Origin of the sequence: Streptomyces sp. RKAG293 (assembly GCF_023701745.1) — a bacterium.
Classification (GTDB): domain Bacteria; phylum Actinomycetota; class Actinomycetes; order Streptomycetales; family Streptomycetaceae; genus Actinacidiphila.
Genome location: NZ_JAJOZB010000001.1, coordinates 4507254 through 4527292 on the forward strand (window position 1 = coordinate 4507254; position 20039 = coordinate 4527292).

26 protein-coding genes are annotated in these 20039 nt (G+C 70.9%); 22 read left to right on the forward strand and 4 right to left on the reverse strand.

The genetic code is table 11. The annotated features are described in order from the left end of the window. Positions 1-7: 7 nt before the first annotated feature. From LNW72_RS19910 to LNW72_RS19925, 4 genes are all read right to left on the reverse strand, one after another. Positions 8-1669: a long-chain fatty acid--CoA ligase gene (locus LNW72_RS19910; protein ID WP_250976637.1), complete on the reverse strand. Its 1662-nt coding sequence runs from the start codon at positions 1667-1669 to the stop codon at positions 8-10. Between the two features lie 78 nt (positions 1670-1747). After that, the gene (locus LNW72_RS19915) at positions 1748-3511 is read right to left on the reverse strand and encodes a recombinase family protein (protein ID WP_250976638.1); all 1764 of its coding nucleotides are present in this window, start codon (positions 3509-3511) and stop codon (positions 1748-1750) included. 67 nt (positions 3512-3578) lie between these two features. After that, the gene (locus LNW72_RS19920; protein ID WP_250976639.1) at positions 3579-3962 is read right to left on the reverse strand and encodes a hypothetical protein; all 384 of its coding nucleotides are present in this window, start codon (positions 3960-3962) and stop codon (positions 3579-3581) included. A gap of 22 nt (positions 3963-3984) precedes the next feature. Further along, positions 3985-4407 (reverse strand): helix-turn-helix transcriptional regulator, encoded by a 423-nt coding sequence (locus LNW72_RS19925; protein ID WP_250976640.1) that lies wholly within the window; start codon positions 4405-4407, stop codon positions 3985-3987. A gap of 342 nt (positions 4408-4749) precedes the next feature. On the opposite strand from LNW72_RS19925, the gene LNW72_RS19930 reads away from it, so the two are divergent. From LNW72_RS19930 to LNW72_RS20035, 22 genes are all read left to right on the forward strand, one after another. Continuing rightward, entirely contained in the window at positions 4750-4962 is a 213-nt protein-coding gene (locus LNW72_RS19930; RefSeq protein WP_250976641.1) for a helix-turn-helix transcriptional regulator, read from the forward strand. Next, on the forward strand, positions 4959-5186 hold the full coding sequence (locus LNW72_RS19935) for a hypothetical protein (protein ID WP_250976642.1): 228 nt from the start codon (positions 4959-4961) through the stop codon (positions 5184-5186). The genes LNW72_RS19930 and LNW72_RS19935 overlap by 4 nt, the downstream gene beginning before the upstream one ends. Before the next feature lie 141 nt (positions 5187-5327). Further along, positions 5328-5660 carry a hypothetical protein gene (locus tag LNW72_RS19940; protein WP_250976643.1) on the forward strand — a complete coding sequence of 111 codons (333 nt, stop codon included), beginning with the start codon at positions 5328-5330 and terminating at the stop codon, positions 5658-5660. Next, positions 5657-5896, forward strand: a complete 240-nt coding sequence (locus LNW72_RS19945; protein WP_250976644.1) for a hypothetical protein — start codon at positions 5657-5659, stop codon at positions 5894-5896. The genes LNW72_RS19940 and LNW72_RS19945 overlap by 4 nt, the downstream gene beginning before the upstream one ends. Beyond that, positions 5893-7020, forward strand: a complete 1128-nt coding sequence (locus LNW72_RS19950) for a Rad52/Rad22 family DNA repair protein (protein WP_250976645.1) — start codon at positions 5893-5895, stop codon at positions 7018-7020. Before LNW72_RS19945 ends, LNW72_RS19950 begins: the two co-directional genes overlap by 4 nt. Next, the gene (locus LNW72_RS19955; protein ID WP_250976646.1) at positions 7017-7676 is read left to right on the forward strand and encodes a hypothetical protein; all 660 of its coding nucleotides are present in this window, start codon (positions 7017-7019) and stop codon (positions 7674-7676) included. The genes LNW72_RS19950 and LNW72_RS19955 overlap by 4 nt, the downstream gene beginning before the upstream one ends. Then, positions 7673-8362 (forward strand): hypothetical protein, encoded by a 690-nt coding sequence (locus tag LNW72_RS19960; protein WP_250976647.1) that lies wholly within the window; start codon positions 7673-7675, stop codon positions 8360-8362. Before LNW72_RS19955 ends, LNW72_RS19960 begins: the two co-directional genes overlap by 4 nt. Before the next feature lie 70 nt (positions 8363-8432). Continuing rightward, positions 8433-8795, forward strand: coding sequence for a hypothetical protein (locus LNW72_RS19965; protein WP_250976648.1), 363 nt, complete (start codon positions 8433-8435; stop codon positions 8793-8795). Continuing rightward, a complete protein-coding gene (locus LNW72_RS19970; protein WP_250976649.1) occupies positions 8792-9604 on the forward strand; it encodes a helix-turn-helix domain-containing protein in 813 nt (270 codons plus the stop codon). Before LNW72_RS19965 ends, LNW72_RS19970 begins: the two co-directional genes overlap by 4 nt. 4 nt (positions 9605-9608) lie before the next feature. Further along, positions 9609-10301 carry a hypothetical protein gene (locus LNW72_RS19975; protein ID WP_250976650.1) on the forward strand — a complete coding sequence of 231 codons (693 nt, stop codon included), beginning with the start codon at positions 9609-9611 and terminating at the stop codon, positions 10299-10301. Further along, positions 10298-10657 carry a hypothetical protein gene (locus tag LNW72_RS19980; RefSeq protein ID WP_250976651.1) on the forward strand — a complete coding sequence of 120 codons (360 nt, stop codon included), beginning with the start codon at positions 10298-10300 and terminating at the stop codon, positions 10655-10657. The genes LNW72_RS19975 and LNW72_RS19980 overlap by 4 nt, the downstream gene beginning before the upstream one ends. 99 nt (positions 10658-10756) lie before the next feature. Next, the gene (locus tag LNW72_RS19985) at positions 10757-11248 is read left to right on the forward strand and encodes a single-stranded DNA-binding protein (RefSeq protein WP_250976652.1); all 492 of its coding nucleotides are present in this window, start codon (positions 10757-10759) and stop codon (positions 11246-11248) included. Positions 11249-11320: 72 nt separating this feature from the next. Then, entirely contained in the window at positions 11321-11560 is a 240-nt protein-coding gene (locus LNW72_RS19990; RefSeq protein ID WP_250976653.1) for a hypothetical protein, read from the forward strand. Continuing rightward, positions 11557-12021: a hypothetical protein gene (locus tag LNW72_RS19995; RefSeq protein WP_250976654.1), complete on the forward strand. Its 465-nt coding sequence runs from the start codon at positions 11557-11559 to the stop codon at positions 12019-12021. Before LNW72_RS19990 ends, LNW72_RS19995 begins: the two co-directional genes overlap by 4 nt. A gap of 53 nt (positions 12022-12074) precedes the next feature. After that, positions 12075-12875 (forward strand): hypothetical protein, encoded by an 801-nt coding sequence (locus LNW72_RS20000; RefSeq protein ID WP_250976655.1) that lies wholly within the window; start codon positions 12075-12077, stop codon positions 12873-12875. A 147-nt stretch (positions 12876-13022) separates the two neighbouring features. After that, complete coding sequence (locus tag LNW72_RS20005; RefSeq protein ID WP_250976656.1) at positions 13023-14498, forward strand: hypothetical protein; 1476 nt, start codon at positions 13023-13025, stop codon at positions 14496-14498. Positions 14499-14563: 65 nt separating this feature from the next. Continuing rightward, entirely contained in the window at positions 14564-15292 is a 729-nt protein-coding gene (locus LNW72_RS20010) for a hypothetical protein (protein ID WP_250976657.1), read from the forward strand. A 77-nt stretch (positions 15293-15369) separates the two neighbouring features. After that, positions 15370-15738, forward strand: coding sequence for a hypothetical protein (locus LNW72_RS20015; RefSeq protein ID WP_250976658.1), 369 nt, complete (start codon positions 15370-15372; stop codon positions 15736-15738). Between the two features lie 222 nt (positions 15739-15960). Continuing rightward, a complete protein-coding gene (locus LNW72_RS20020) occupies positions 15961-16404 on the forward strand; it encodes a DUF732 domain-containing protein (RefSeq protein WP_250976659.1) in 444 nt (147 codons plus the stop codon). A gap of 65 nt (positions 16405-16469) precedes the next feature. Further along, complete coding sequence (locus tag LNW72_RS20025; protein ID WP_250976660.1) at positions 16470-16985, forward strand: helix-turn-helix domain-containing protein; 516 nt, start codon at positions 16470-16472, stop codon at positions 16983-16985. Between the two features lie 3 nt (positions 16986-16988). Beyond that, on the forward strand, positions 16989-18242 hold the full coding sequence (locus LNW72_RS20030; protein WP_250976661.1) for a PBSX family phage terminase large subunit: 1254 nt from the start codon (positions 16989-16991) through the stop codon (positions 18240-18242). Continuing rightward, positions 18239-19711, forward strand: coding sequence for a phage portal protein (locus LNW72_RS20035; RefSeq protein WP_250976662.1), 1473 nt, complete (start codon positions 18239-18241; stop codon positions 19709-19711). Before LNW72_RS20030 ends, LNW72_RS20035 begins: the two co-directional genes overlap by 4 nt. Positions 19712-20039: the final 328 nt, after the last annotated feature.

The following is a 20039-nucleotide window of genomic DNA, read 5'->3' on the forward strand; positions in this document are numbered from 1 at the left end:
GCGGCGATCAGTCCTTCGCCGCCCCGGCGACGTACGTCACGGCGATCTGCTCCAGGCGGTACTGCTCCCGGATCACCTTCTTGTCGAACTTGCCGACCGAGGTCTTCGGCACGGCCGGGATGATCGCCCAGCGCTCCGGCAGCTGCCAGCGCGCGATGCGTCCGGCGAGGAACTCGCGCAGCTCCTCGTACGAGACGGTGGCGCCCTCCTTCAGCACGACGGTGGCCAGCGGCCGCTCGCCCCAACGCTCGTCGGGCACGGCGACGACCGCGGCCTCGGCGACGTCCGGGTGGGCCATGAGCTGGTTCTCCAGGTCGACGGAGGAGATCCACTCGCCGCCGGACTTGATGACGTCCTTGGCCCGGTCGGTGAGGGTGAGGTAGCCGTCGTGGGTGATGACGCCGACGTCGCCGGTGCGCAGCCAGCCGTCCGGGCTGAACTTGTCCTCGGGGCGCAGCGGCTCGGCGCCGGCGCCGCCGAAGTAGGAGTTGGCGATCCAGGGGCCGCGTACCTCCAGCTCGCCCGCGGACTCGCCGTCCCAGGGCATGATCTCGCCCGCCGGGCCGACCAGCCGGGCCTCGACGGAGGCGGGGAAGCGGCCCTGGCTGATGCGGTACGGCCACTCCTGCTCGGGGGTGAGGCCGGCCGGCGGGTGGGCCATGGTGCCGAGCGGGGAGGTCTCCGTCATGCCCCAGGCGTGGCACAGGCGCACGCCGTGCTCCTCGTACGCCTTCATGAGGGAGGGCGGGCAGGCGGAGCCGCCGATGGTGACGGTCGCCATGGAGGAGATGTCGCGCGGCTTGGCCGCGAGCTCGGCGAGCAGGCCCTGCCAGATGGTCGGGACGGCCGCGGCGTGGGTGGGGCGCTCGCTCTCGATCATCTCGGCGAGCGGGGCGGGCTGCAGGAAGCGGTCCGGCATGAGCATGTTGATGCCGGTCATGAAGGTGGCGTGCGGCAGTCCCCAGGCGTTGACGTGGAACATCGGCACGACGACGAGGGTCGTGTCGCGGTCCGTGAGGCCCATCGACTCGGTCATGTTGACCTGCATCGAGTGCAGGTAGACGGACCGGTGGGAGTAGACGACGCCCTTGGGGTCGCCGGTGGTGCCCGAGGTGTAACACATGGCGGCGGCGGTGCGCTCGTCCAGCTCCGGCCAGTCGTACGTGGTCGGGCGGCCGGCCAGCAGTTCCTCGTAGTCGTGCACGGCGGGGCGGCAGCCGTCGAGCAGCGAGCGGTCCCCGGGGCCGACGACCACGATGTGCTCGACGGGCTCCAGGGCGGGCAGCAGCGGCGCCAGGAGCGGCAGCAGCGAGCCGTTGACGAGGATGACGCGGTCGGCGGCGTGGTTGACGATGAACGTCAGCTGCTCGGTGGGCAGCCGCAGGTTCAGGGTGTGCAGCACCGAGCCCATGGACGGGATCGCGAGGTACGCCTCGACGTGCTCCGCGTTGTTCCACATCAACGTTCCTGTTGCACTCCCCTCGGAAACTCCGAGGTCACGCAGTGCGTGTGCGAGCTGAGCAGCTCGGGTGCCGATCTCGGCAAAGCTCCGGCGGTGTGGTTCGCCGTCGCCCGTCCAGGTTGTGACCTGTGACCGTCCGTGGATCGTTGACCCGTGGGTCAGGATCCGCGAGATCAACAGCGGTACGTTCCCGATCGTGCTCTGCACCGGGGGCCTCCCATTCAGCGCGCCATTACGCGAGGGTAAGTTCCCGGTGATTGTGCTTGCATACCTAGCGGTATGTCACTACCCGGCGAGCTGCAACTCAGGCGCCGTCCCGCTGTGGATCTCGAACATACTTTCGGTGTCGCTCTGGGATCCGTCTTCGGGGGCCCATGGGTCGGGCTCCCACACCGGTTGAATCTCCATGGTGACGTTGTCCGCCCCCGACCCGTGTCGCGTCAGCACGACGCGGTGCATGAGTTGGCGAAGGATGGCGTTTCGCTCGACGACCAACAGCGTCTCCCACTCTTCTACGAGACCGACCGCGAGCGGCCGAAAGTCCTCAGCACTCGGCTGATCGTCGACGACAGCAAGCTTGGCCAGATTGCCTCTGGCCTTGTCGCGGAGCGCCATAAGGCGGTCTCGCGCCGCCTCGTAGGTGCCTTCGGGGTACTTCTCGGGGTTGACGGCGTTGTCCATCGCAAGCCTCGTGAGTGCCTCGACGTACTTCGCGTGTTCAGCCTGCATGAGCCCGCGCTGCTTGAGGACGCGTGCGCGCTCTGCATCAGCGTCGCGCTGCTCGACCGCCGTCGCGGGCACCTGGTCAACGCCGGCCGCCTGCCTACTCAGCCATTCGAATACCTCCTTCTCGACCTTTTCGCGTTGAATCCAGACGCCCTCACACATAGCGCCCCCGGACTGCGTGCGGGCACTGCACCGGTAGGCGTGGCCCGGCGTGGTGACCTTGGGGATCATTGATCCATTGGGGCCCTTCCTCTCTTTCGTTGTAATCGGATTGAGCGACGTTCCACCTCGGCAGGAACCGCACCTCGGCAGGCCAGTAAGGGTGTAGGTAGCCTGCCGCTGGCGAGGTGGAGTGTTTCTCACCTGCTGACGGCGTGCTTGGTACTGCTGCCACAGATCAAGGGCGATGAGTTCCTCGTGTGCGCCCTCGGTCAGGAAGTGGTTCGGACATCCTCCGTTTGTCAGTCGGTTGTCGCACGTGCATTTCGGGTCATGGAAACGGAGTAGGCCGGCGGCAAACCCTGAGTCCATGAATCGCTTGAGTGTTTCCGCTCGCCACGTGGTGCCGCGGGTGGTTGTGTACCCCTGGCCTGTCAGCCATGCCGACAGCTTGGGGAACCCGCTGCCGGCGATGTACATGCGGTACAACTCGGCTACGACTGGGCCGAGTTCGGGGCAGACTTCGTACCACTCTTTCTGAGTGGTCCAGCTTCCATTGGGTGTCAGGACGCGTCGGGGGTGCCAGGTGTACCCGAACCGAGCGCGGCCTGTTGCTGGGAGCTTGGCCTCTCTTCTGAGCTGATGTGTCTCCTTCCACTGTTCGCCTGCGCGGTCCGACTCGTACGCGGCGAACTCGAACAGGATGCCGCGCTGAAGTTTGCCCAGCGCGGTTCGTGCGTCGATCTGTTCTGTTGCGCTTTCGAGGTGGCCGCCGACGGACTCAACGCGCTTGAGATTGACGGCGATTCCGTCGCGGTTGCGCCCGAACCGTGAGTACTTCCAAACGGCGATGCCTTTGGCTTCGTCGCGTTCGACGCCCTCGATTGCCCTCATGACTTTCCGCTTGAAGTTGCGGCCTGTCATGTCGAGGTCGACAACCCATCGGATGATCCGCCGGCGGGTGCGCCGGGCCCATTCCTCTATGGCTGCCTTCTGGATCTGAGGAGAGATTTTCTCCTCTTTCCATGTGGAGACCCTGATGTATCCGATGTACGGCTCAAGGCCGGACAGGTCGTCGGGGATCTCTACGCCGGACAGGAACGTTTCGAGCGCGTCCTGCTTGGCGTTGGATGTGTCCTCTTGGTCGAGGACCGGTGCACGCATCAACGTGCTTCCCTCCCTTGGTTGTTCACTGCGGGGTGAGGATTGCGCCACCCCCCGCGGGTGGCGCTCACTGGGCCCGCGCGTTCCCTTCGGTTAGTTCTGTTGCTTGGCGTTGCACTGCGTACAGGTGGTGCACGGTGGCGCCTACCGGCGTGGGGGTGCCTTCGCCGCCGCCGATGGTCGGCGGCGGGCAGATCAGGCCCCGGGCAGCGTGTTCGAGGCCAAGGCGGTACCCCTCTCGGCGGAGCGCTTCGGCCGTCTCTGCGTTGATGTGGTGTTGGCGACGGACCAGGGCGAGGATCACGAACGGAAGGGCGGCGAGGGTAACGCCAGCCCCGATGTCTGCGAGGCGTGGTCGATCGCCGGCTACGGCGGCGAGTACGACCATGCAGAGGCCGGCGGCGAATACGGCGTGCGATGCGACGACGGCGAGCTGCTCACGGGTGGACATCAGGGGCGGTGCCTTTCTGGTGCTATCCGTTGGCGCTGCGGTCGTCCGGTCGGGTGGCGCGCAGGGCGGCCACCATCGTTTCGAACGCTGCTACGGATTGTGGGTCTGTGATGCCTAGTTCGGCCGCCGCTTGCGCGGCGGTGATCGGATTGGGGTTGATGGGTCGGGCGGCGGCGGCGAGGTCTTCCGGGGTGGCGACGCCGGCGCGTACGAGGATTTCGCCGAGGGGGACGCGGAGTGCCTCGGCGAGTAGGCCGAGGGTGCGTACGTCGGGCAGCCCCTCAGCGCGCAGCAACCGCGAGACGGTCGCTGGGCTGATGCCCGACTCCTTGGCGAAGCGTTGTTGTCCGCCGCGCTCTGGATAGCCGCGCTTCAAGAGCCGATCTCGCAGCCATGCGGCGAAGCTCTGGGGGGTGTGGGGGGCCTTGGGGCCGTCTTGTGTCATGCATGAAACATATCGCGCATGAAATGCCTGCACACCTCGACCCATGCTTTTTGGCATAGTCCACCCCTCCCCCGTTGGTGCGCGCCGTCGCCCGTCCCTCCGTCTTCTCGAACACGTTATCGAGTGGAGTTTAGGACGCGACGTCCACCCTGTCACCTCCGTAACCGTACTGCCACCCTCTGACAGGACGCTTGTCCCTGGTGGGACGGTTGCGCCCGATTCTGACGACTCTTGTGTCGCGTGAATGGTTGTGCTGCGCAGTCGATTTCATGTGCGAAACGAACCTGCTATGTTTCATGCATGAGAGAGACAAAGTCGGTCCTCTCGCGAAAGGAATCTGTCATGGCGTACGCCCCGGCCGCCCTGCTCGCCGCCGCCCACAGGGCCGGCGACCAGACGCCCGCGGACATGGCCCGGCGTATGGGCCTGCCGTACCTCGCCGTCTATCGGTGGGCCACCGGCCGGCACGCCCCCAGCCCGAACGGCCTCGCGGCCATCGAGCGGACGTACGGGCTCACCCCGGCAGACCTGATGCGAGAGGACCCCACCACATGAACGCGATCACCCCGCGCGGGCAGGCCCTCGTCAACGCGCGCCGTGTCCTGGACCAGGCCCGCGCTCGCCGCGATGCCCTGTCGATCCGGCAGGCCGCCGAGCAGGCCGCCGTCGGCAGTTTCCGCACCGCGGACGAGATCGAGCTGATTCTGCGCCGGCTGCACCGCGCCGCTGGCAATGACCGCCGCCCCGTGCCGGCGAATCCCGCCGCAGCCGCGGCCTGAGCCACGAAAAAACCGCCCCGGTTGCACCCGGGGCGGCCCGCGAGACCACCCGTTTCACGCACGTGAGGTCACCCCATGCACCGTACCCGCCCATCCCATCAGCAGCGCCCCGCCGACGCCCCGCCCATTCCGGGAGATCCCATGCAGCGCCGCCGATTCACCGCCGCCGAGGCCGTGCGCGCCGTCATGGTCGCCCGGCAATTCCTGCACCGTCTTCCGCAGGTCGACGTCGCACAGACGACGCCGGTCTACGCCGAGTCTCCGCAGCATGGCGCCCGCGTCGCCGTGCACGTCCACCTCGTCGACGTCCTCGGCCTGCCTCTCGCCGCCGGCCCCGACGAGCACCGCGCCGCGTACAAGATCCTGCGCCGCGCCTATCCCCGGGCCGCGTGGACGAGCGACGAGTACCGGTACGACGTCCGCCGCGGCGCTTTGCTGCGCACCACCCCGGCCCTGCTCGGGGGTGCCCGATGACCGTCGCCGAGACCGTCCTCGACGCCGTCGCCGCCGCCTACGCGGACGAGCCGGCCCTCGTCGAGCGCCTGCTGCTCGACCTCGCCGACACGGCCGGCCACGCCGACCACATGCGGCACTACCCGGCCGCCACCGACTACGGGCGCGAGTGCGCCGGTGCCGCGTACGACGCCGCCCGCGAGGACCTGCTCGCCGTCCTCGCCCTGCCCGCCGATCTTGAAGGAAGTGCCCCGTGACCGTCATCCCCATGGAGCGCCGCGCTACCCCGGCGACCGCCGGCCCTGCCGACCTCACCGTCGAGCAGGTAAAGACGCTGCTCGCCCCGATCAACCCCAGCCGCGTGCAGAACCTGCACGGGCAGTCCCACCTCGAAGCGTGGGACGACCGTCGGTGGCTCAACCGCGTATTTGGATTCGGCGGTTGGTCCGACGAGACGCTCGAACTGGTGTGCGTGGCTCAGATGGAGATCAACCCGGGCCGCTGGACCGTCATCTACAGGGCACAGGTGCGCCTGACCGTGCGGACGATCGACGGGCGCACCCTGTCGACGTGGGATGACGCCGCCATGGGCGACAGCCGCAATCAGCCGGCCCTCGGCGCCGCCCACGACCAGGCCATGAAAACGGCCCTGTCGCAGGCGTTGAAGCGGTGCGCCGTCAACTTGGGTGATCAGTTCGGGCTCAGCCTGTACAACGACGGATCGCGGGCCGCCGTTGGTCTGTGGTCGGCGGCGCACACCGCGCCGAGGAGTGCCGACGTCGAGGCGCCCACGGTCCCGGATGACGCGCCCGTGAAGCCGGAGCCGGCCCCCGTCGTCGAGCCGGCCCCGGCCGCCGAGCAGCAGGTGCAGCGGGGCAAGCGCGCCGAGGGTGGGCCGTGGGAGACCCCGCCGCCGCAGAAGCAGCCGGCGCCCCCGCAGCAACGCCCGCGGGCCGTCCCGGACCACCCGCCGGCCAATCCTGCCGGCCCGTCACGCGACTACCTCGTCGAGGCGCAGGCCGCCCCATCGCGCGAGCGGTTCGACCAGGTGCGCGCCGCAGCCGTTGCCGAGGGCGCGCCGCCCGAGTACCTCGCCCAACTCGACGCCATCGCGCAGCAGAAGGCGCAGGCCGGCCAGCAGAAGGCCGGCGCCTCGCGGCCCGCGGCTGCACCGCCGGCCGCGGGCCCCGACGCCGCGCAGCAACACGGCGTCGCCCTGGCCGAGCTGCTCGCCGCCGGCGCCGTTCTGGCGCTGGAACCGTCGCACCTCGACGACATTGCCCGTGTCGAGGCCGGTTGCCCGGCCGCCGAGTGCACCGTCGAGCAGCTCGCCAGCCTCACCGCGGACCTGCGCGCCGCGGCCGAGGGGGTCGCCGCGTGAGCGCCGAAAAGAGCACCGAGCAGGCCGCCGAGGCGCCGAAGTACAGCGCGGAACAGATCCGGTCCGCCACCACGAAAGAGGCCGTCCTTAAGGCCCTGCTCGACCAGGTCGACACGGCCTACAAGGTTGCCCGCACGGAGGTGCAGGCCATGCTCGACGAGCAGCAGCGCACGACCGGCGGTACGAAGTTCGACGCGTCTCTGCCGGACGGGACCAAGGTCGGCGACGTCCGGCTCAGTAGTGGGGAAGCGGCGGCGAAGATCCTCGACGAGCGCGCGTTCGTCGAGTGGGCACACAAGACGTTCCCGAGCGAGGCCGTCACCAGGTTGGTTCGGCCCGTGCCGGCGCGGCTGGTCAAGGGCGTGCAGCCGCGATTTGTGACGCTGCTGCTCGAACGGATGACGGCCGCTGGCAAAGCGCAGGTCCACAACGAGGAGACCGGCGAAATCCTCGACGTGCCCGGCGTCGAGATCAAGCCCAGCCGCGCCCGCACGCACTCGGTGAACTTCACCCGTGAAAGCAAGGTGAAGCGGGCCGGCCGCGAGTTGGTCGCCGAGGCATGGCGTGCCGGCATCCTCGCCCCGATCGTGTTGCCCGCCCTCGCCCCGCCGGCCGCCCCCGCGGCCCCGGTCGACGAGAGCGAGGCCGCAGCATGAGCCGCCGTATCGTTCGCGGACTCGATCTGTCCCTGACCGGTGCCGGCATCGCCGGCGCCGGTTGGGCGCAGACCCTCGGCAGCAAGGGCAAGCGGGCCGACACCTACGCCATGCGGCGCGTGCGGCTGCACCGCCTCGCCGACCGCATCGTCGAGGCGGTCGCCCCGTGCGATCTCGCCGTCGTCGAGGGGCCGAGTTACGGGTCGCGCGGCGCCGGCACCTGGGATCGCGCCGGCCTGTGGTGGCTAGTGGTCGACCGCCTCGCCGCCCTCGACATCCCCGTCGCCGTCGTCACCCCGACCGCCCGCGCGAAGTACGCCACCGGCAACGGGCGGGCCGGCAAGCAGGCCGTTGTCGATGCCATCGGCGCGCGGTACGGCGTTGCCCTGCGCGACGACAACCAAGGCGACGCGTACGCGCTGCTGGCCATGGGGCATGACTGGCTCGGCGACCCCCTCGCCAAGGCGCCGGCGATCAACCGGGCCGCCCTCGCCCGCGTGGAGTGGCCCGACCTGCTGCCGCCGCCCGCGGTGCAGCTCGGCATCGAGGGCGCCGACTTGCCGTACCCCGACACGCTGCCGACCGGACCGCGCAAACGTCGCCGACGCACCGCGCGACCGGACGCACAGCCGGTCGCCGGCCCCGGGCAGGTCGACGCCCTCGCCCTGGTCCGCGAGGCCGCATGACGTGCGGTCGCTGGCTCGGTGCCCGGTACTGCCGCATCCCCGGGGCCCGGCGCTACATCCCCGGCTACCGGTGCCCCCTGCACACCCCCGCCGCCCTCGCGGGTCTGCCGGAACCGCCCTCGACCCCTCCGCCACCCACCCGACGGGCGAAGCGGCCCTGACCGCCTCGACGATCCCCTGCCCGGCGTGCGGCGTCCCCGTAATCCGCACGCCGGCCGGCGAACTGCTCGACCCCACCGCGCACCCCCTCGCCGTCACCCGGGCGAACGGCCGGCGCATGCAACCGGCCGACGTCATCGCCTGCGCCCTCGGCCGCCGGCCCCCGGTCGGCCACCACCCGCATCGCCCCGGCCTGCTCCCCCCATACGACTGCCGGCCACCACAAGCCGAGCAACTCGCCCTCGACCTCGACCTAGGAGACACCCCCCGATGAGCCACGCCGCCCGCGAATGGGTGTGGGAACACAGCACCGCGAAGAACGCGGCCCGCATGATCCTGCTCGCCATCGCCGACCGGTGCGTCGACAGCCGATGCGTGGCGTACGCGTCCGTCCCCGCCCTGATGAAGCGGTGCAACGCCGGCCGTACCGCGGTGCGCGCCGCCCTCGACACGCTGCTCGCCGGCGATGAACTCGACGAGCTGCTGAACCGCCGAGGGCCCCGCGGGGAAACGTTTTACCACCTGCCGGCCGCCGCTCAATTCCTTGCCGAGCAGGCCGCCGAGGGGGACCGGAAACCGGCCCCCGGGGGATCGGATTCCGACCCTGCGGACGCATCCGACGGGGGGCCGGATACCGACCCGGGGGGCCAGATTCCGACCCCGGGGGGGACCGGATACCGACCCGGAGGGGGGCCGGATTCCGACCCCCAGAACAGAAGAGAACCGAAGGTGAACGGTAAGAGCAGCTCTACCGCCCCCGCCGCCGAGTGGCAGGTCGACGACGACGCCCTCGCGTGGGCCGAGCAGCACGGCCACCTCGACCGCCTCGGCGAGGACGGCCTCGACGCGGCCGACGGAAAGTGGCGCGCGTACCGAGCTGCTGCTGCTCCCCGCACCGCCGCCGGATGGGCCGCCGATTGGCGCGCGTGGATCGCACGCGAGCGCACCCCCGCCACCGGCCGCCCGAACCTCTACGCCCTGCCCGGCGGCGCCCCCGCCCCCGCGGCCGGCATGACCCGCGCCGAGCAGCACACCGCCGCCCTGCTCGCCGCCCTCGCCGACGACCCCACAGGAACGGAGTAACCCCATGGAACGCCGTGAAGTTGCCGGCCTGCTCGCCTACATGGGCCGGCTCGACCCCCGCACCATGCGCAGCGATCAGCACGAGTTGCGCGACCAGATCGAGCAGTGGCACGAGCTGCTCGGCGAGGTCCCCCTCGCGACCGCCTACGGGTGGGACGCCCGCGACGCGATCCGGGCGCACGTCCTGTCGTCGCCGTACCCGATCCTGCCCGTGGACATCGCCCGCAAGTGGACCAAGCACAGCAGCGACCGCCTCGCCCGGCACACCGACCCGACGCCGGCCGCAGACCCGGACGACCCGCACGCATGGCGGGCCGAACTGCTCGGCACCCGGCACGCGGTCGCAGCCGGCCAACGGCCCCCGCATGAAAGCCGCGCACTGACCAGCGATAACCCGCACCCGGACCTCGCCGCCCGCCTGCGCGCCATCGGATCCGTAATCCCGCCGGCCATACGCGCCGAACTGTCGCGCTACCGGCCGGCCCGGGCCGCACGCGAGGCCGCCGCCGTCGAGGGCCGGCCCGACCCGCTCAGCGTCCGATGCGAATGGTGCAAGGCCCCCGAGGGCGAACCATGCCGCGCCCGCCGAACCGACCTGGACGGCGGCGCCCGCGGCAACGCACGCCGCGCCACCCCCCACCCCTCCCGCCTCGACCTCGCTACCGCCGCACTGAACCGTCAGGAGTACGCCGCATGAGCCGTCCCCGCCCCAGGTTCCGCGTCACCGCCGTATGGCCGTGGGCCCCCGACAGTACGTACGAGAAGACCGACCGCGCCCAGGTGTGCGCCCTCGCCCGCAGGTGGGCCGCCGCCGGCGCAACCGCCACCGTCGAGCAGGACGTCGGCGGTTGGCAGTGGCGTCACGTCAAGACCTACGAGCCGCCGGCGGTCAAGGTGCCGGCGCCCGTCGTCGAGGTTCCGCCGCCGGCCGTCGAGGACGACGTCGACGACAGCGACCTGTACGAGCGGCTCATGCGACAGGCCCCGAACGGCCGTGACCACCGCGGACGCGTCGCCTGCCGGCACGTAGTCGGCGGTCGCGGAATCCGCTAACCCCCCGGGTCAAACGGGACGACAGAGCAGACCCATGCCCGGTAGATTTCACGTACGATTCAATATCGCGCTTTCGTCTCACAAATGAAAGGGACGCCGATGTCTGGCGAGACCGTCATCACCCTGGTTGGAAACCTCGTCGACGACCCCGAACTGCGGTACACCCCCGCAGGCGTGGCCGTCGCCAGTTTCCGAGTAGCCAGCACCCCGCGCACGTTCGACAAGCAGGCCAACGAGTGGAAAGACGGCGAGAGCCTGTTCCTGTCCTGCTCGGCATGGCGCACCCTCGGCGAGAACGCCGCCGCGACCCTTGCCCGCGGATCTCGCGTCATCGTGCAGGGCCGGCTCAAGCAGCGCACCTACGACGACCGCGAGGGCGTCAAGCGCACCGTGTTCGAACTCGACGTCGAGGACGTCGGCCCCTCCCTGCTCCGCGCGACCGCCGCTGTCACCAAGACCACGGGCACCAGCGGCCAGCAGCCGGCCGCGGACCAGTGGACCAGCCAGCAGCAGCAACGCCCCGCACAGCGTCCTCAGCAGCCACAGCCGACCCGGCACGCCAACGGCTACAACGACGAGCCCCCGTACTGACCCTCGCCCGCGACCGGTCGATGCCGCCCCCGTGCGCGCGAGAGCGCCACCCGCACACTTTGGAGTGATCCCGTGAACGTCCCGCCCCGCGTCACCGTGTACGAGACCAGGGCCGAGCGCGCCCTGTCTCTGCCGGCCTCACTCGTCGACGTGGCCGAGCTGCTCGACGTCGTCCGTACCGAGCTGGTGACCGACGGCCGGCCCGCATCCGACGCACTGCTGCGCCTCGACGACGCCGCCCTCGTCGTCGCCTACGTCGTGCCGGCCAAGACCGAGCAGCCCAAGCTCGCTCCCGTGCTGGGGTTCCGATGAAGCCGGCCCCGTCGACGAAGGAACTGCTGCACCTCGTCGACCGCGGCGCCGAGGGCCGGCTGCTGCCTGTCGAGGCCGAGCTGCTGCGCGCGGGTATCCGCCGGCTCGACGGATCCCGGCGCAGCGCCGGCGGCGCGCAGGCCACCGTTAGCCGGCTGCGCTGGCAGCTCGCCGCAGCCGAGCAGGCCATCGTCGAGACCGAGGCCGACCGCGACCGCCTCGCCCAGCAGGCCGCCGCCGAGCGCAGGCGGTCCCGCGCCGAGGCCGCCGAGCAAGAGCAGCGCGCGGAGCTTGCCGAGGCCGCTCTCGCCGCTGTGCGGGCGCAGCTCGCCGAGGCCGAGGCTGCCGGCCTGCGGTACGCGAACTATCTCGCCGCAGCGCAGCGGGCATGCGGCGCGCCCAATTGGCCGGCCCTCGCCGACACGATCCGCGACCGCATCCACCCCGGGCAGGCCGCGTAACCGGCCCCGCCCCTCGACCCATCAGCCGCGCCCTGCCGAGGAGAACACCAGCCGTGCCGCATCCCGTCGCCCACCACACCGCCGCCCGCCTGCGCACCATCCGAGAGCAGTGGGGCGCCCTGCTCGCCGCCGTCGAGACTTCGCCCGCATCGCGCGCATGGCCGCCGGTCGAGACCCGGGCGTTCCTACACACCGGGAGCACCGACGAGGGGGCGCTCATGGTCGCCGACCGTGCACCACTCGTCTTGCGCGAGCACCCCGCGCCGGCCAACCTCGACGCCCTCGACGCCGGCCGCTTCGTCGAGCAGCAGGTGTTCGACCTCGCGGACACGCTCGCCGCCGCCGTGCAGCACGCCGGCCCCCACGACGCCCGCAGGTGGACCTACCAGGACCCGGGCGCACCGGACGCGCGCAGCGCCGCGGGATCGCGCGCACACGGGCTGCACTGGGCCTGCGTGTACGTCGAGGCCCGCGTGCTCGACGAGGACACCGCCCCCGAGCTGCTCGCCGACGGCACCCTCGTATCGGCCCCGTTCGCCACCCTGCCCGAGCACCTGCTCGCCGAGGCCGCCCGCGTCACCCGCGCCTGCGAGCAGCGCATCGCCCGCATCGTCGCCCCCGACGCGATCACCGGGAGCCGCACCCTGCCGACCCCCTGCCCCGGATGCGGCGGCGCCCTGACGGTGCGCGCCGCCCCGTCCGAACCGCCCATGGTGGTCTGCCGAACGGGGGAGGCGTGCGGAGCCGACACCGGGCGCGACGCCCGCGGCCGGCGCGCGTGGGGGTGGCCGGCCTGCCTCCCCCTGCTGCTCACCCCCGAGGCCCCGAATGCCGGGACCCCCCGGGCCGCGTGACCCCCAACGCACCGAGCAGGGCCCGGAATTGACCCCGGGCCCTTTGCTTGGCCCTCTTGTGAACTTAGTTCTGAACCTAGTACAGTCGACCTCGTTCACCCCGCCGGCTGCACACCGGCACCGACCACAACCACGGGAGCTAACCCCATGGAGCAGCAGACGTTCACCGAGCAGGCCGGCGTCAAGTACGCCGCAATCGGCAAGGGCAAGCGCGTGCACTACTCGCCGAGCAACGACGACGGCCTGTGCGGTCGCGCCATCACCGCGTACCTGACCGTCGAGGAAGCCGTCGCCCTGTTCGACAACGGGTACGAACTGTGCGCGCCCTGCCACCGCGCCGCCGAGAAGCGCGCCGAGGCCGCTCGCCTCGCCGCAGGATCCCCCCTCGCCGCCGCAGTCGTCGCCCTGGTCGACACCATCGAGCAGGCCACCGAACCCGCGCCGATCATCGTCCGCGCCGACCAGGTCCAGGCCGGCGACACCGTCCTCGGAGGGTTCGCCGAAGGGGTCACCGTCGAAAGCGCCGAGGCCAACCACGCCCTTACCCACGCCAACCCCTACACCGCCGACCCGACCCCGTTCGCCGGCGCCGGCTGCTGCGACGGGTGCGCCATGCTGGCCGACCACCGCGGACCAGTCGTCATCCTGGCCACCGACACACCGTGGGACGTCTGCGACCCGATGCCCGCCGCCGACCCTGTCCTTATCCGCCGCCACGCCGCGCAGCCGGCCGTCGACGACGTCCAGGTCGAGGAGCACCGCACCGCCAAGGGCAGCACCCCCAGCGCCGCCGGGCACCCCGACATCGCCGCCGCCCGTGCCGTCCTCGCCGGCCTCGCCGCCGCGACCATGACCGATCACCACGATGTGAGCGCACCGACCGAGGACGAGCGCACAGTGCGCGGGTACCTGGCCGAACCCCGCGGGCAGGGGCGCGTCGCCCTGTACTGGCTCGAAGAGGGCCGCATCGTCCGCCGCGACGACGTGCGGCACGGCGCGTCTCTCGACTGCCTCGCATGGTCGATGGTGCGCGCCGGCTGGACCGTCGAGAAGCTGCTGCGTTCTTCGCAGTGCGTGTCCGCCCACCGCCCCGGCGCGGACGACGCGCCGGCCGCGGTCGAGCCGGCCGTCGTCGAGCAGCCGGCCCCGGCCGCGCGCGAGTGCCTCCACCACATTGCCGCCCGCGCGGACGTGTCCGGCGACCCGATCACGGCGTGTGCCCGCAAGCAGCCCAACCAGGAAGCCGGGGTCTTCAACGACGAGGGATGCGTCGAGGCGTACGACTGCGCCGTGCAGGCCGCGAACCGCGCCGCCGAGGCCAACGTCAGGGACGACGCTCCCGCCGGCGACCCGACGTACACATGGGACCTGCTGTGCGCCGATCACCGCGACAGCGGGCAGCAGGTCGACGACTGCGAGGAGTGCAACGACGAGGACGCCGCCGCCAACGCGCAGGCCGAGGCCGGCGCCCGCAGTGTGGAACTCGACGACACCCTCGACGTGATCGAGCAGGCCGAGCGTGTCGACGGAACGTGGCGCGGACAGTGGATCCCCGCCGAGCCGACCGACGCCTACCTGATCGCCCTTCCCGCCGAGGCCGAGCAGGGCGCATTGTTCGCCTAACGGCCGACCGTTCCGCCCGCCCCCGTGACCACGCGGGGGCGGGCCCGTCCCAGAGAGAGCAGCAGATGAGCAGCGAGCCGAACGAGCAGGCCGCCCCCGACGGAGGAGGAACTACCTGGACCGGCCCCCAAGTCGCCCGCGCGGCCAAGGCCAGCAAGCAGCCGAGGCGATACGAGTCGGACGAGGAAGCCCGCGACGACTTGCTCGCCCTGTTCGCCGAGTTCCTTGGTGGGCCCGAGGTGCGTTCCCGGCGGACCGGACGGGCCGTGACGCCCGAAGAGCAGCAGCGGGTCGAGGCCCTGCTCGCCGAGCAGCGGCACGCCGACGAGAGGGGAACCGCGGAAAGCCGCGCCCTTGATCGCCTTCGCGAGGCTGGCCGTGTCCGCCGTAAGTGGGAGGAGGACTACAAGCCGCGCATGGCGCAGATCATCTACGACGCTCGGCACGAAGGGGGCGCGACGCCGGCACAGATCGCGGCGGAACTCGGCATGACCGAGACGTACGTATACCGCGTGCTGCGCGAGAACGTCGCCTACCTGTACCGCCTCGACATCCGCGACGGCGAAGAGACGGGCCCGGGGTGGCAGTGGTTTGAGGACGGGGAACGGGTCGCCCCCGTGAACGAGCCGGAGCTGCTCGCCGACGCAGTGCTGAACGAGTACCTAGCGGCCCGTCCGCAGCACGCCAAGCCCGCGGGCGAACCGCGCCTGCGCGTGCTGCTGTGGGTGGAAGAGAACCAGCCGGACGACAAGGCCGTGCGAACGGTCCTGTGGCCCGACCCGGACAACCAGTAACCCCACCGACAAGGCAGGCCCGACCGGCGACTGCACATCACCGATCGGGCCCTCACCACACGGGAGCTAACCCCGCCATGGGTAAGAAGAACCCTACCGAGTCCGCTACGCCCAAAGCGCCGGCTGCCGGCAGCCGGCCGTCGGTGCGCATCGACGCCGCCATGTCCGACGATCTGAGCGTGATCATGTCCGCCGGCGGAACCGCGTCGGACGCCTTGCGCGCAGCCGTCGCGATTCTGGCGGACATGTACCGCACCGCGTGGGCGCACGGCGTCTGCGCCGAGGGATCCGCGCCGCGTCTGCTCGCCTATCAGTTGGAGTCGCAGCAGCCGCCCGCACCGGCCCCGAGCAGCGGGTATGACGCCGTGTCGGACACCGGCGGACGGTCGCGGCCGGTTGCGCGCCGGTTGCCGGCCCCGCCTGTCGGACAGCTCTTGCGCCCGTAGGTGCGCAGCAGGGAGCCGCGTCGGACAGGGATCGGCCGGCGCGGCTTCCGGCGGTCACCGGATTGCGCACCGTTATCAATCCGTGATCTAATGGGGCCGTCCCCGGCATGCCCGGAACCCATGAGACTGCACCCCCCGCGGCGCCCCGTCACCAAACCCCCCTGGTGACGGGGCGTTCGCATGCCAGGATGAGTGATCATGTCCGTATGCCCAGGGGGGCCCATGCACCGCCGCATCACCATCGCCATATCCGCCGTTGTGATCACCGCTGCCGGCCTCACCGCGTGTAGCAGTAGCAGCGACGCCAACGCGCCGGCCAAGACGACCGCGCCGGCGACCACGACCGCGGCGCCGTCTGCGCTCCCGGACAAGGCCACCACCGCCCCCGCCGACAACACCGGCATCCCGGCCAAGCCCAACGCCGCCACGCAAGCGAAGTACCTCGCGGCGCTTGACGCGATCTCCACCAAGATCGTGAACGGTAAGCCCGACCGGGCGGTCAGCCGCGGGCGCGACACCTGCGGCACCATTCACTCGTTCCCCAAGGATCATGCCAAGCAGGTGGAGACCACCCGCGTCCGGTTCTCTGGCGCAACGGAGTTCACCACCGCGCAGGCCGAGAAGATCCTCAAGGCCGTACACACGAACCTCTGCCCCAAGAACTGACCCGCTCCACTCAACGGCCCGACGGCGCATTGCTGTCGGGCCGTTGGCGCGCCCGGAGGTGAACCGTGCGAGAGCCGATCACCGACGCCGAGCGCACCCGCGTACGGGCCCTGCACGCCGCCGGCCGCGCCCGCAACGACATCGCCCGAGAGCTGGGCCGTAGCGGCTCGACCGTCTCGAAGATCGCCCGCGAAGAAGGGCTGAGCTTCGCCCGCGGTCCCGAAGTGGTTGCCGCCACGGACGCCCGCCGGCTCGATCTCGCCGCCCGCCGGCAGCAGCTCGCCGAGGCGCTGCACGAGGACGCCGAGCGGCTGCGCGCGCAGCTCTGGGCCCCCTGCACTATCGGCGCGTTCGGCGGTAAGGACAACGAGTGGGCGCAGGTCGACCTCGACCGGCCGCCGTTCGCCGACCAACGCCAGATCCTCGCCGCTACCTCCATCGCCGTCGACAAGTCCTTGAAGCTCGCCCCGTCCGAGGGCGGCGAGGGAGCCGAAGACGTCCGCTCCATGCTGGGCACCCTCGGCGAAGTCCTCGCCGACGCGTTCGCCGACGACGAGCAGGGGGCCGACGACGGGGGGTGAGCCGTGCGCCTGCCCCCCGAACTCACCCTGCCCCTGTCGCGTAAGCAGCTCCGTTCGATCGGCCGCGCCACCGCCCGTATCTCTCTGTGGCACGGGTCGGTGCGTAGCGGTAAGACCGTCGCTTCCCTGCTCGCGTTCGTCATCGCCGTTGCCGCGGCCGGCCCGTCGGGACTCATCCTGATCTGTGGCCGGTCGCTGCAAACGATCGAGCGCAACGTGTTCGAGCCGCTCACCGACCCAAGCCTGTTCGGGCCACTCGCCCGCCACATCCACCACACCCGCGGCGCCACCACGGCAACCATCCTCGGCCGCACGGTGCACCTGATCGGCGCATCGGACGTCCGCGCCGAGGGGCGCCTGCGAGGTCTGACGGCGCAGCTCGCCTACGTCGACGAGGCCACCCTCGTTCCCGAATCCTTCTGGACGCAGCTCCTCGCCCGCCTCAGCACCCCCGGGGCGCGGCTGCTCGCCACCACGAACCCCGACAGCCCGCGGCACTGGCTCAAGGTCGGATACCTCGACCGCGCCCACGAGCTGAACCTGCGGCACTGGCATTTCAAGCTCTCCGACAACCCGAGCTTGACGCGTCAATACGTCGATGACCTGTCCGCCGAATACGTCGGCCTGTGGCGCCGCCGCATGATCGACGGCGCATGGGTGGTCGCCGAGGGCGCCGTATTCGACATGTGGGACGAGCGCGCTCACGTCGTCGACACCCTGCCCCCGATGCTCCGCTACTGGGCCGCGGCCGACTACGGCACCACCAACCCGTTCGCCGCCCTGGTGCTGGGCCTCGGCGCCGACGACCGGCTGTACGTCGTGAGCGAGTGGCGCCACGACAGCAAGGCCGCGCATCGGCAGATGACCGACGCGCAGTACAGCGAGGCCGTCCGCGCGTGGCTTGGCCGGCAGGACATCGAACCCGAGTGGACGTTCATCGACCCGAGCGCCGCATCGTTCCAGACGCAGCTATGGGCCGACGGGCACCCCGGCGTCACCCGGGCCGACAACGAGGTCAAGGCCGGCCTACGGTCCGTCTCCAGCGTCCTGGCCGGCGGCCTGCTCTACGTCCACCGCTCCTGTGCCGGCCTGCTCGACGAGATCCCCGGTTACTCATGGGATCCCGCCGCTTCCGCCAAGGGCGAAGACCGCCCCATCAAGACGGCCGACCACTCCGTCGACGCCCTGCGCTACGCCGTGCACTCCACCGCGCACGAGTGGCGCCACCTGATCACCACAGCAAGGGAGGCCGCGTGACCCTGCCCGCCAACGGCGCCGCCTGGCCGCCCCGCAGCATTGCCCCCCTGTACGCCGACATCGTCGTCGATGACGCGTGGTACTCCGGCGACGCCGACCGCCTCGCCAAGGTCTACCGGCACGGACCGCAGCACCGAAAGGACGGCCGGCGCCGGCTCTGGGGCCGGCACCCGCAGCCCGGCAAGCGCGAGCAGCGCCTGCACATCCCCCTCGCCGGCGAGATCGCGCAGACCAGCGCCGACCTGCTGTTCGCCGACACCCCCGTCATCACCACGACGGACACCGCGGCGCAGGACCGCCTCGACGAGCTGCTCGACGTCGGGGGAGTCGCCGAGCTGCTGCTCACCGCGGCCGAGACCGCCGCCGCCCTGTCCGGTGTGTTCCTGCGCGTGACCTGGGACCGCGACGCCGCCCCTGACCGGCCGCTGTTGACCGTCGTTCACCCCGATCAAGCCGTGCCCGAATGGCGCTTTGGGATCATGACCGCCGTCACCTTCTGGCGGGCTCTGCCCTCGACCGGGTCCGCCGTATGGCGTCACCTCGAACGGCACGAGCCCGGAACGATCCTGCACGGCCTGTACGAAGGGACCGACGACCAGCTCGGCCGGCGCGTGCCGCTCACCGAGCACCCCGAAACAGCCCGCCTCGCTGCATCCCTCGGCGCCGAGGGCGACGCCATTACAACCGGCGTTCCCATGATCACGGCCGTCTACGTGCCGAACATCGGGCCCAACCGAAAGCACCGCGGCGCACCATGGGGCCGCTCCGACTTGCAGGGCGTGCACGACCTGCTCGACGCACTCGACGAGACCTGGTCATCGTGGCTGCGCGACATCCGCCTCGCACGGGCCCGGCTCATCGTTCCCGACGGGTACCTGCGCTCGACCGGGGCCGGCAAGGGCGCCATCTTCGATGACGACCGCGAGGTCTGGCAGACACTCGCGATCCCGCCGACCGAGCAGGGCAACGGCATCACGCTCTCGCAGTTCGCCATCCGCGTTGAAGAGCACCGTACGACCGCCGACGCGATCGTGCGACAGGCCACAACCGCGGCCGGCTACTCCCCGACGTCCCTCGGCCTCGACGGCGACGGCGCCGCCGTCACCGCAACGGAGATCGCGGCACGTGACCATCGGTCGATGGTGACCCGGGGCAAGAAGGTGAGGTACTGGCGTCGCGCGATTGCCGACATCCTGTATGTCCTGCTCGCTGTCGACCGTGCCCAATTCGCCGGCAAGGCAACCCCGGAGCGGCCAACCGTCGACTTCGGATCGGGCGTGGCCGAGGACCCCGGGAGCACCGCACAAACGCTCTCGCTCCTCGCCCAGGCGCAGGCCGTCAGCACCGACACGAAGGTGCGCATCCTGCATCCAGATTGGGCTGACGAAGCGGTCGCTAAGGAAGTCGACCGGATCCTCGCCGAGACCGGCCAGGCCGCCCCCGATCCTGTGGGGACGTTCCCGCTGTAGACGTAAAAACGACCCGCGCAAGCACGATTGCGCGAGCCGGTCCCGGCTACCTAGTCCATCATGGGGCAGCCCGGGGGACCGTCAAACCTTCGTAACATTCCGTAGAGGCTGCGGCGCCACCACAATGGATGGCTGTGCTGCTCCGACCCATCCGCACAGTTTTTGAGCTGCGTGGAGTGAGTGCGGTTGGCCGCATCCCGCATCGACCCGGAATAAGCCAGTTACGAGCGCTACTAACAGCGCTGCCGAAATCTGCGCGCACCGTAGCGTCATAAAGCACGCTCGTGCAGGTGGCGCCGAGTCCTCGGCATCGGTCGGTGGGGCGAAG

What these genes read in the sequence shown, in the direction of transcription:
- LNW72_RS19915 (WP_250976638.1), bottom strand. Translation starts at nt 3,511, where the DNA reads ATGCGTGCACCGGTCCTCGACCAAGAGGACACATCCAACGCCAAGCAG.
- LNW72_RS20010 (WP_250976657.1), top strand. Translation starts at nt 14,564, where the DNA reads ATGAGCAGCGAGCCGAACGAGCAGGCCGCCCCCGACGGAGGAGGAACT.
- LNW72_RS19925 (WP_250976640.1), bottom strand. Translation starts at nt 4,407, where the DNA reads ATGACACAAGACGGCCCCAAGGCCCCCCACACCCCCCAGAGCTTCGCC.
- LNW72_RS19930 (WP_250976641.1), top strand. Translation starts at nt 4,750, where the DNA reads ATGGCGTACGCCCCGGCCGCCCTGCTCGCCGCCGCCCACAGGGCCGGC.
- LNW72_RS19970 (WP_250976649.1), top strand. Translation starts at nt 8,792, where the DNA reads ATGAGCCACGCCGCCCGCGAATGGGTGTGGGAACACAGCACCGCGAAG.
- LNW72_RS19945 (WP_250976644.1), top strand. Translation starts at nt 5,657, where the DNA reads ATGACCGTCGCCGAGACCGTCCTCGACGCCGTCGCCGCCGCCTACGCG.
- LNW72_RS20020 (WP_250976659.1), top strand. Translation starts at nt 15,961, where the DNA reads ATGCACCGCCGCATCACCATCGCCATATCCGCCGTTGTGATCACCGCT.
- LNW72_RS20005 (WP_250976656.1), top strand. Translation starts at nt 13,023, where the DNA reads ATGGAGCAGCAGACGTTCACCGAGCAGGCCGGCGTCAAGTACGCCGCA.
- LNW72_RS19985 (WP_250976652.1), top strand. Translation starts at nt 10,757, where the DNA reads ATGTCTGGCGAGACCGTCATCACCCTGGTTGGAAACCTCGTCGACGAC.
- LNW72_RS19935 (WP_250976642.1), top strand. Translation starts at nt 4,959, where the DNA reads ATGAACGCGATCACCCCGCGCGGGCAGGCCCTCGTCAACGCGCGCCGT.
- LNW72_RS19920 (WP_250976639.1), bottom strand. Translation starts at nt 3,962, where the DNA reads ATGTCCACCCGTGAGCAGCTCGCCGTCGTCGCATCGCACGCCGTATTC.
- LNW72_RS19995 (WP_250976654.1), top strand. Translation starts at nt 11,557, where the DNA reads ATGAAGCCGGCCCCGTCGACGAAGGAACTGCTGCACCTCGTCGACCGC.
- LNW72_RS19980 (WP_250976651.1), top strand. Translation starts at nt 10,298, where the DNA reads ATGAGCCGTCCCCGCCCCAGGTTCCGCGTCACCGCCGTATGGCCGTGG.
- LNW72_RS19975 (WP_250976650.1), top strand. Translation starts at nt 9,609, where the DNA reads ATGGAACGCCGTGAAGTTGCCGGCCTGCTCGCCTACATGGGCCGGCTC.
- LNW72_RS19960 (WP_250976647.1), top strand. Translation starts at nt 7,673, where the DNA reads ATGAGCCGCCGTATCGTTCGCGGACTCGATCTGTCCCTGACCGGTGCC.
- LNW72_RS20015 (WP_250976658.1), top strand. Translation starts at nt 15,370, where the DNA reads ATGGGTAAGAAGAACCCTACCGAGTCCGCTACGCCCAAAGCGCCGGCT.
- LNW72_RS19940 (WP_250976643.1), top strand. Translation starts at nt 5,328, where the DNA reads ATGCAGCGCCGCCGATTCACCGCCGCCGAGGCCGTGCGCGCCGTCATG.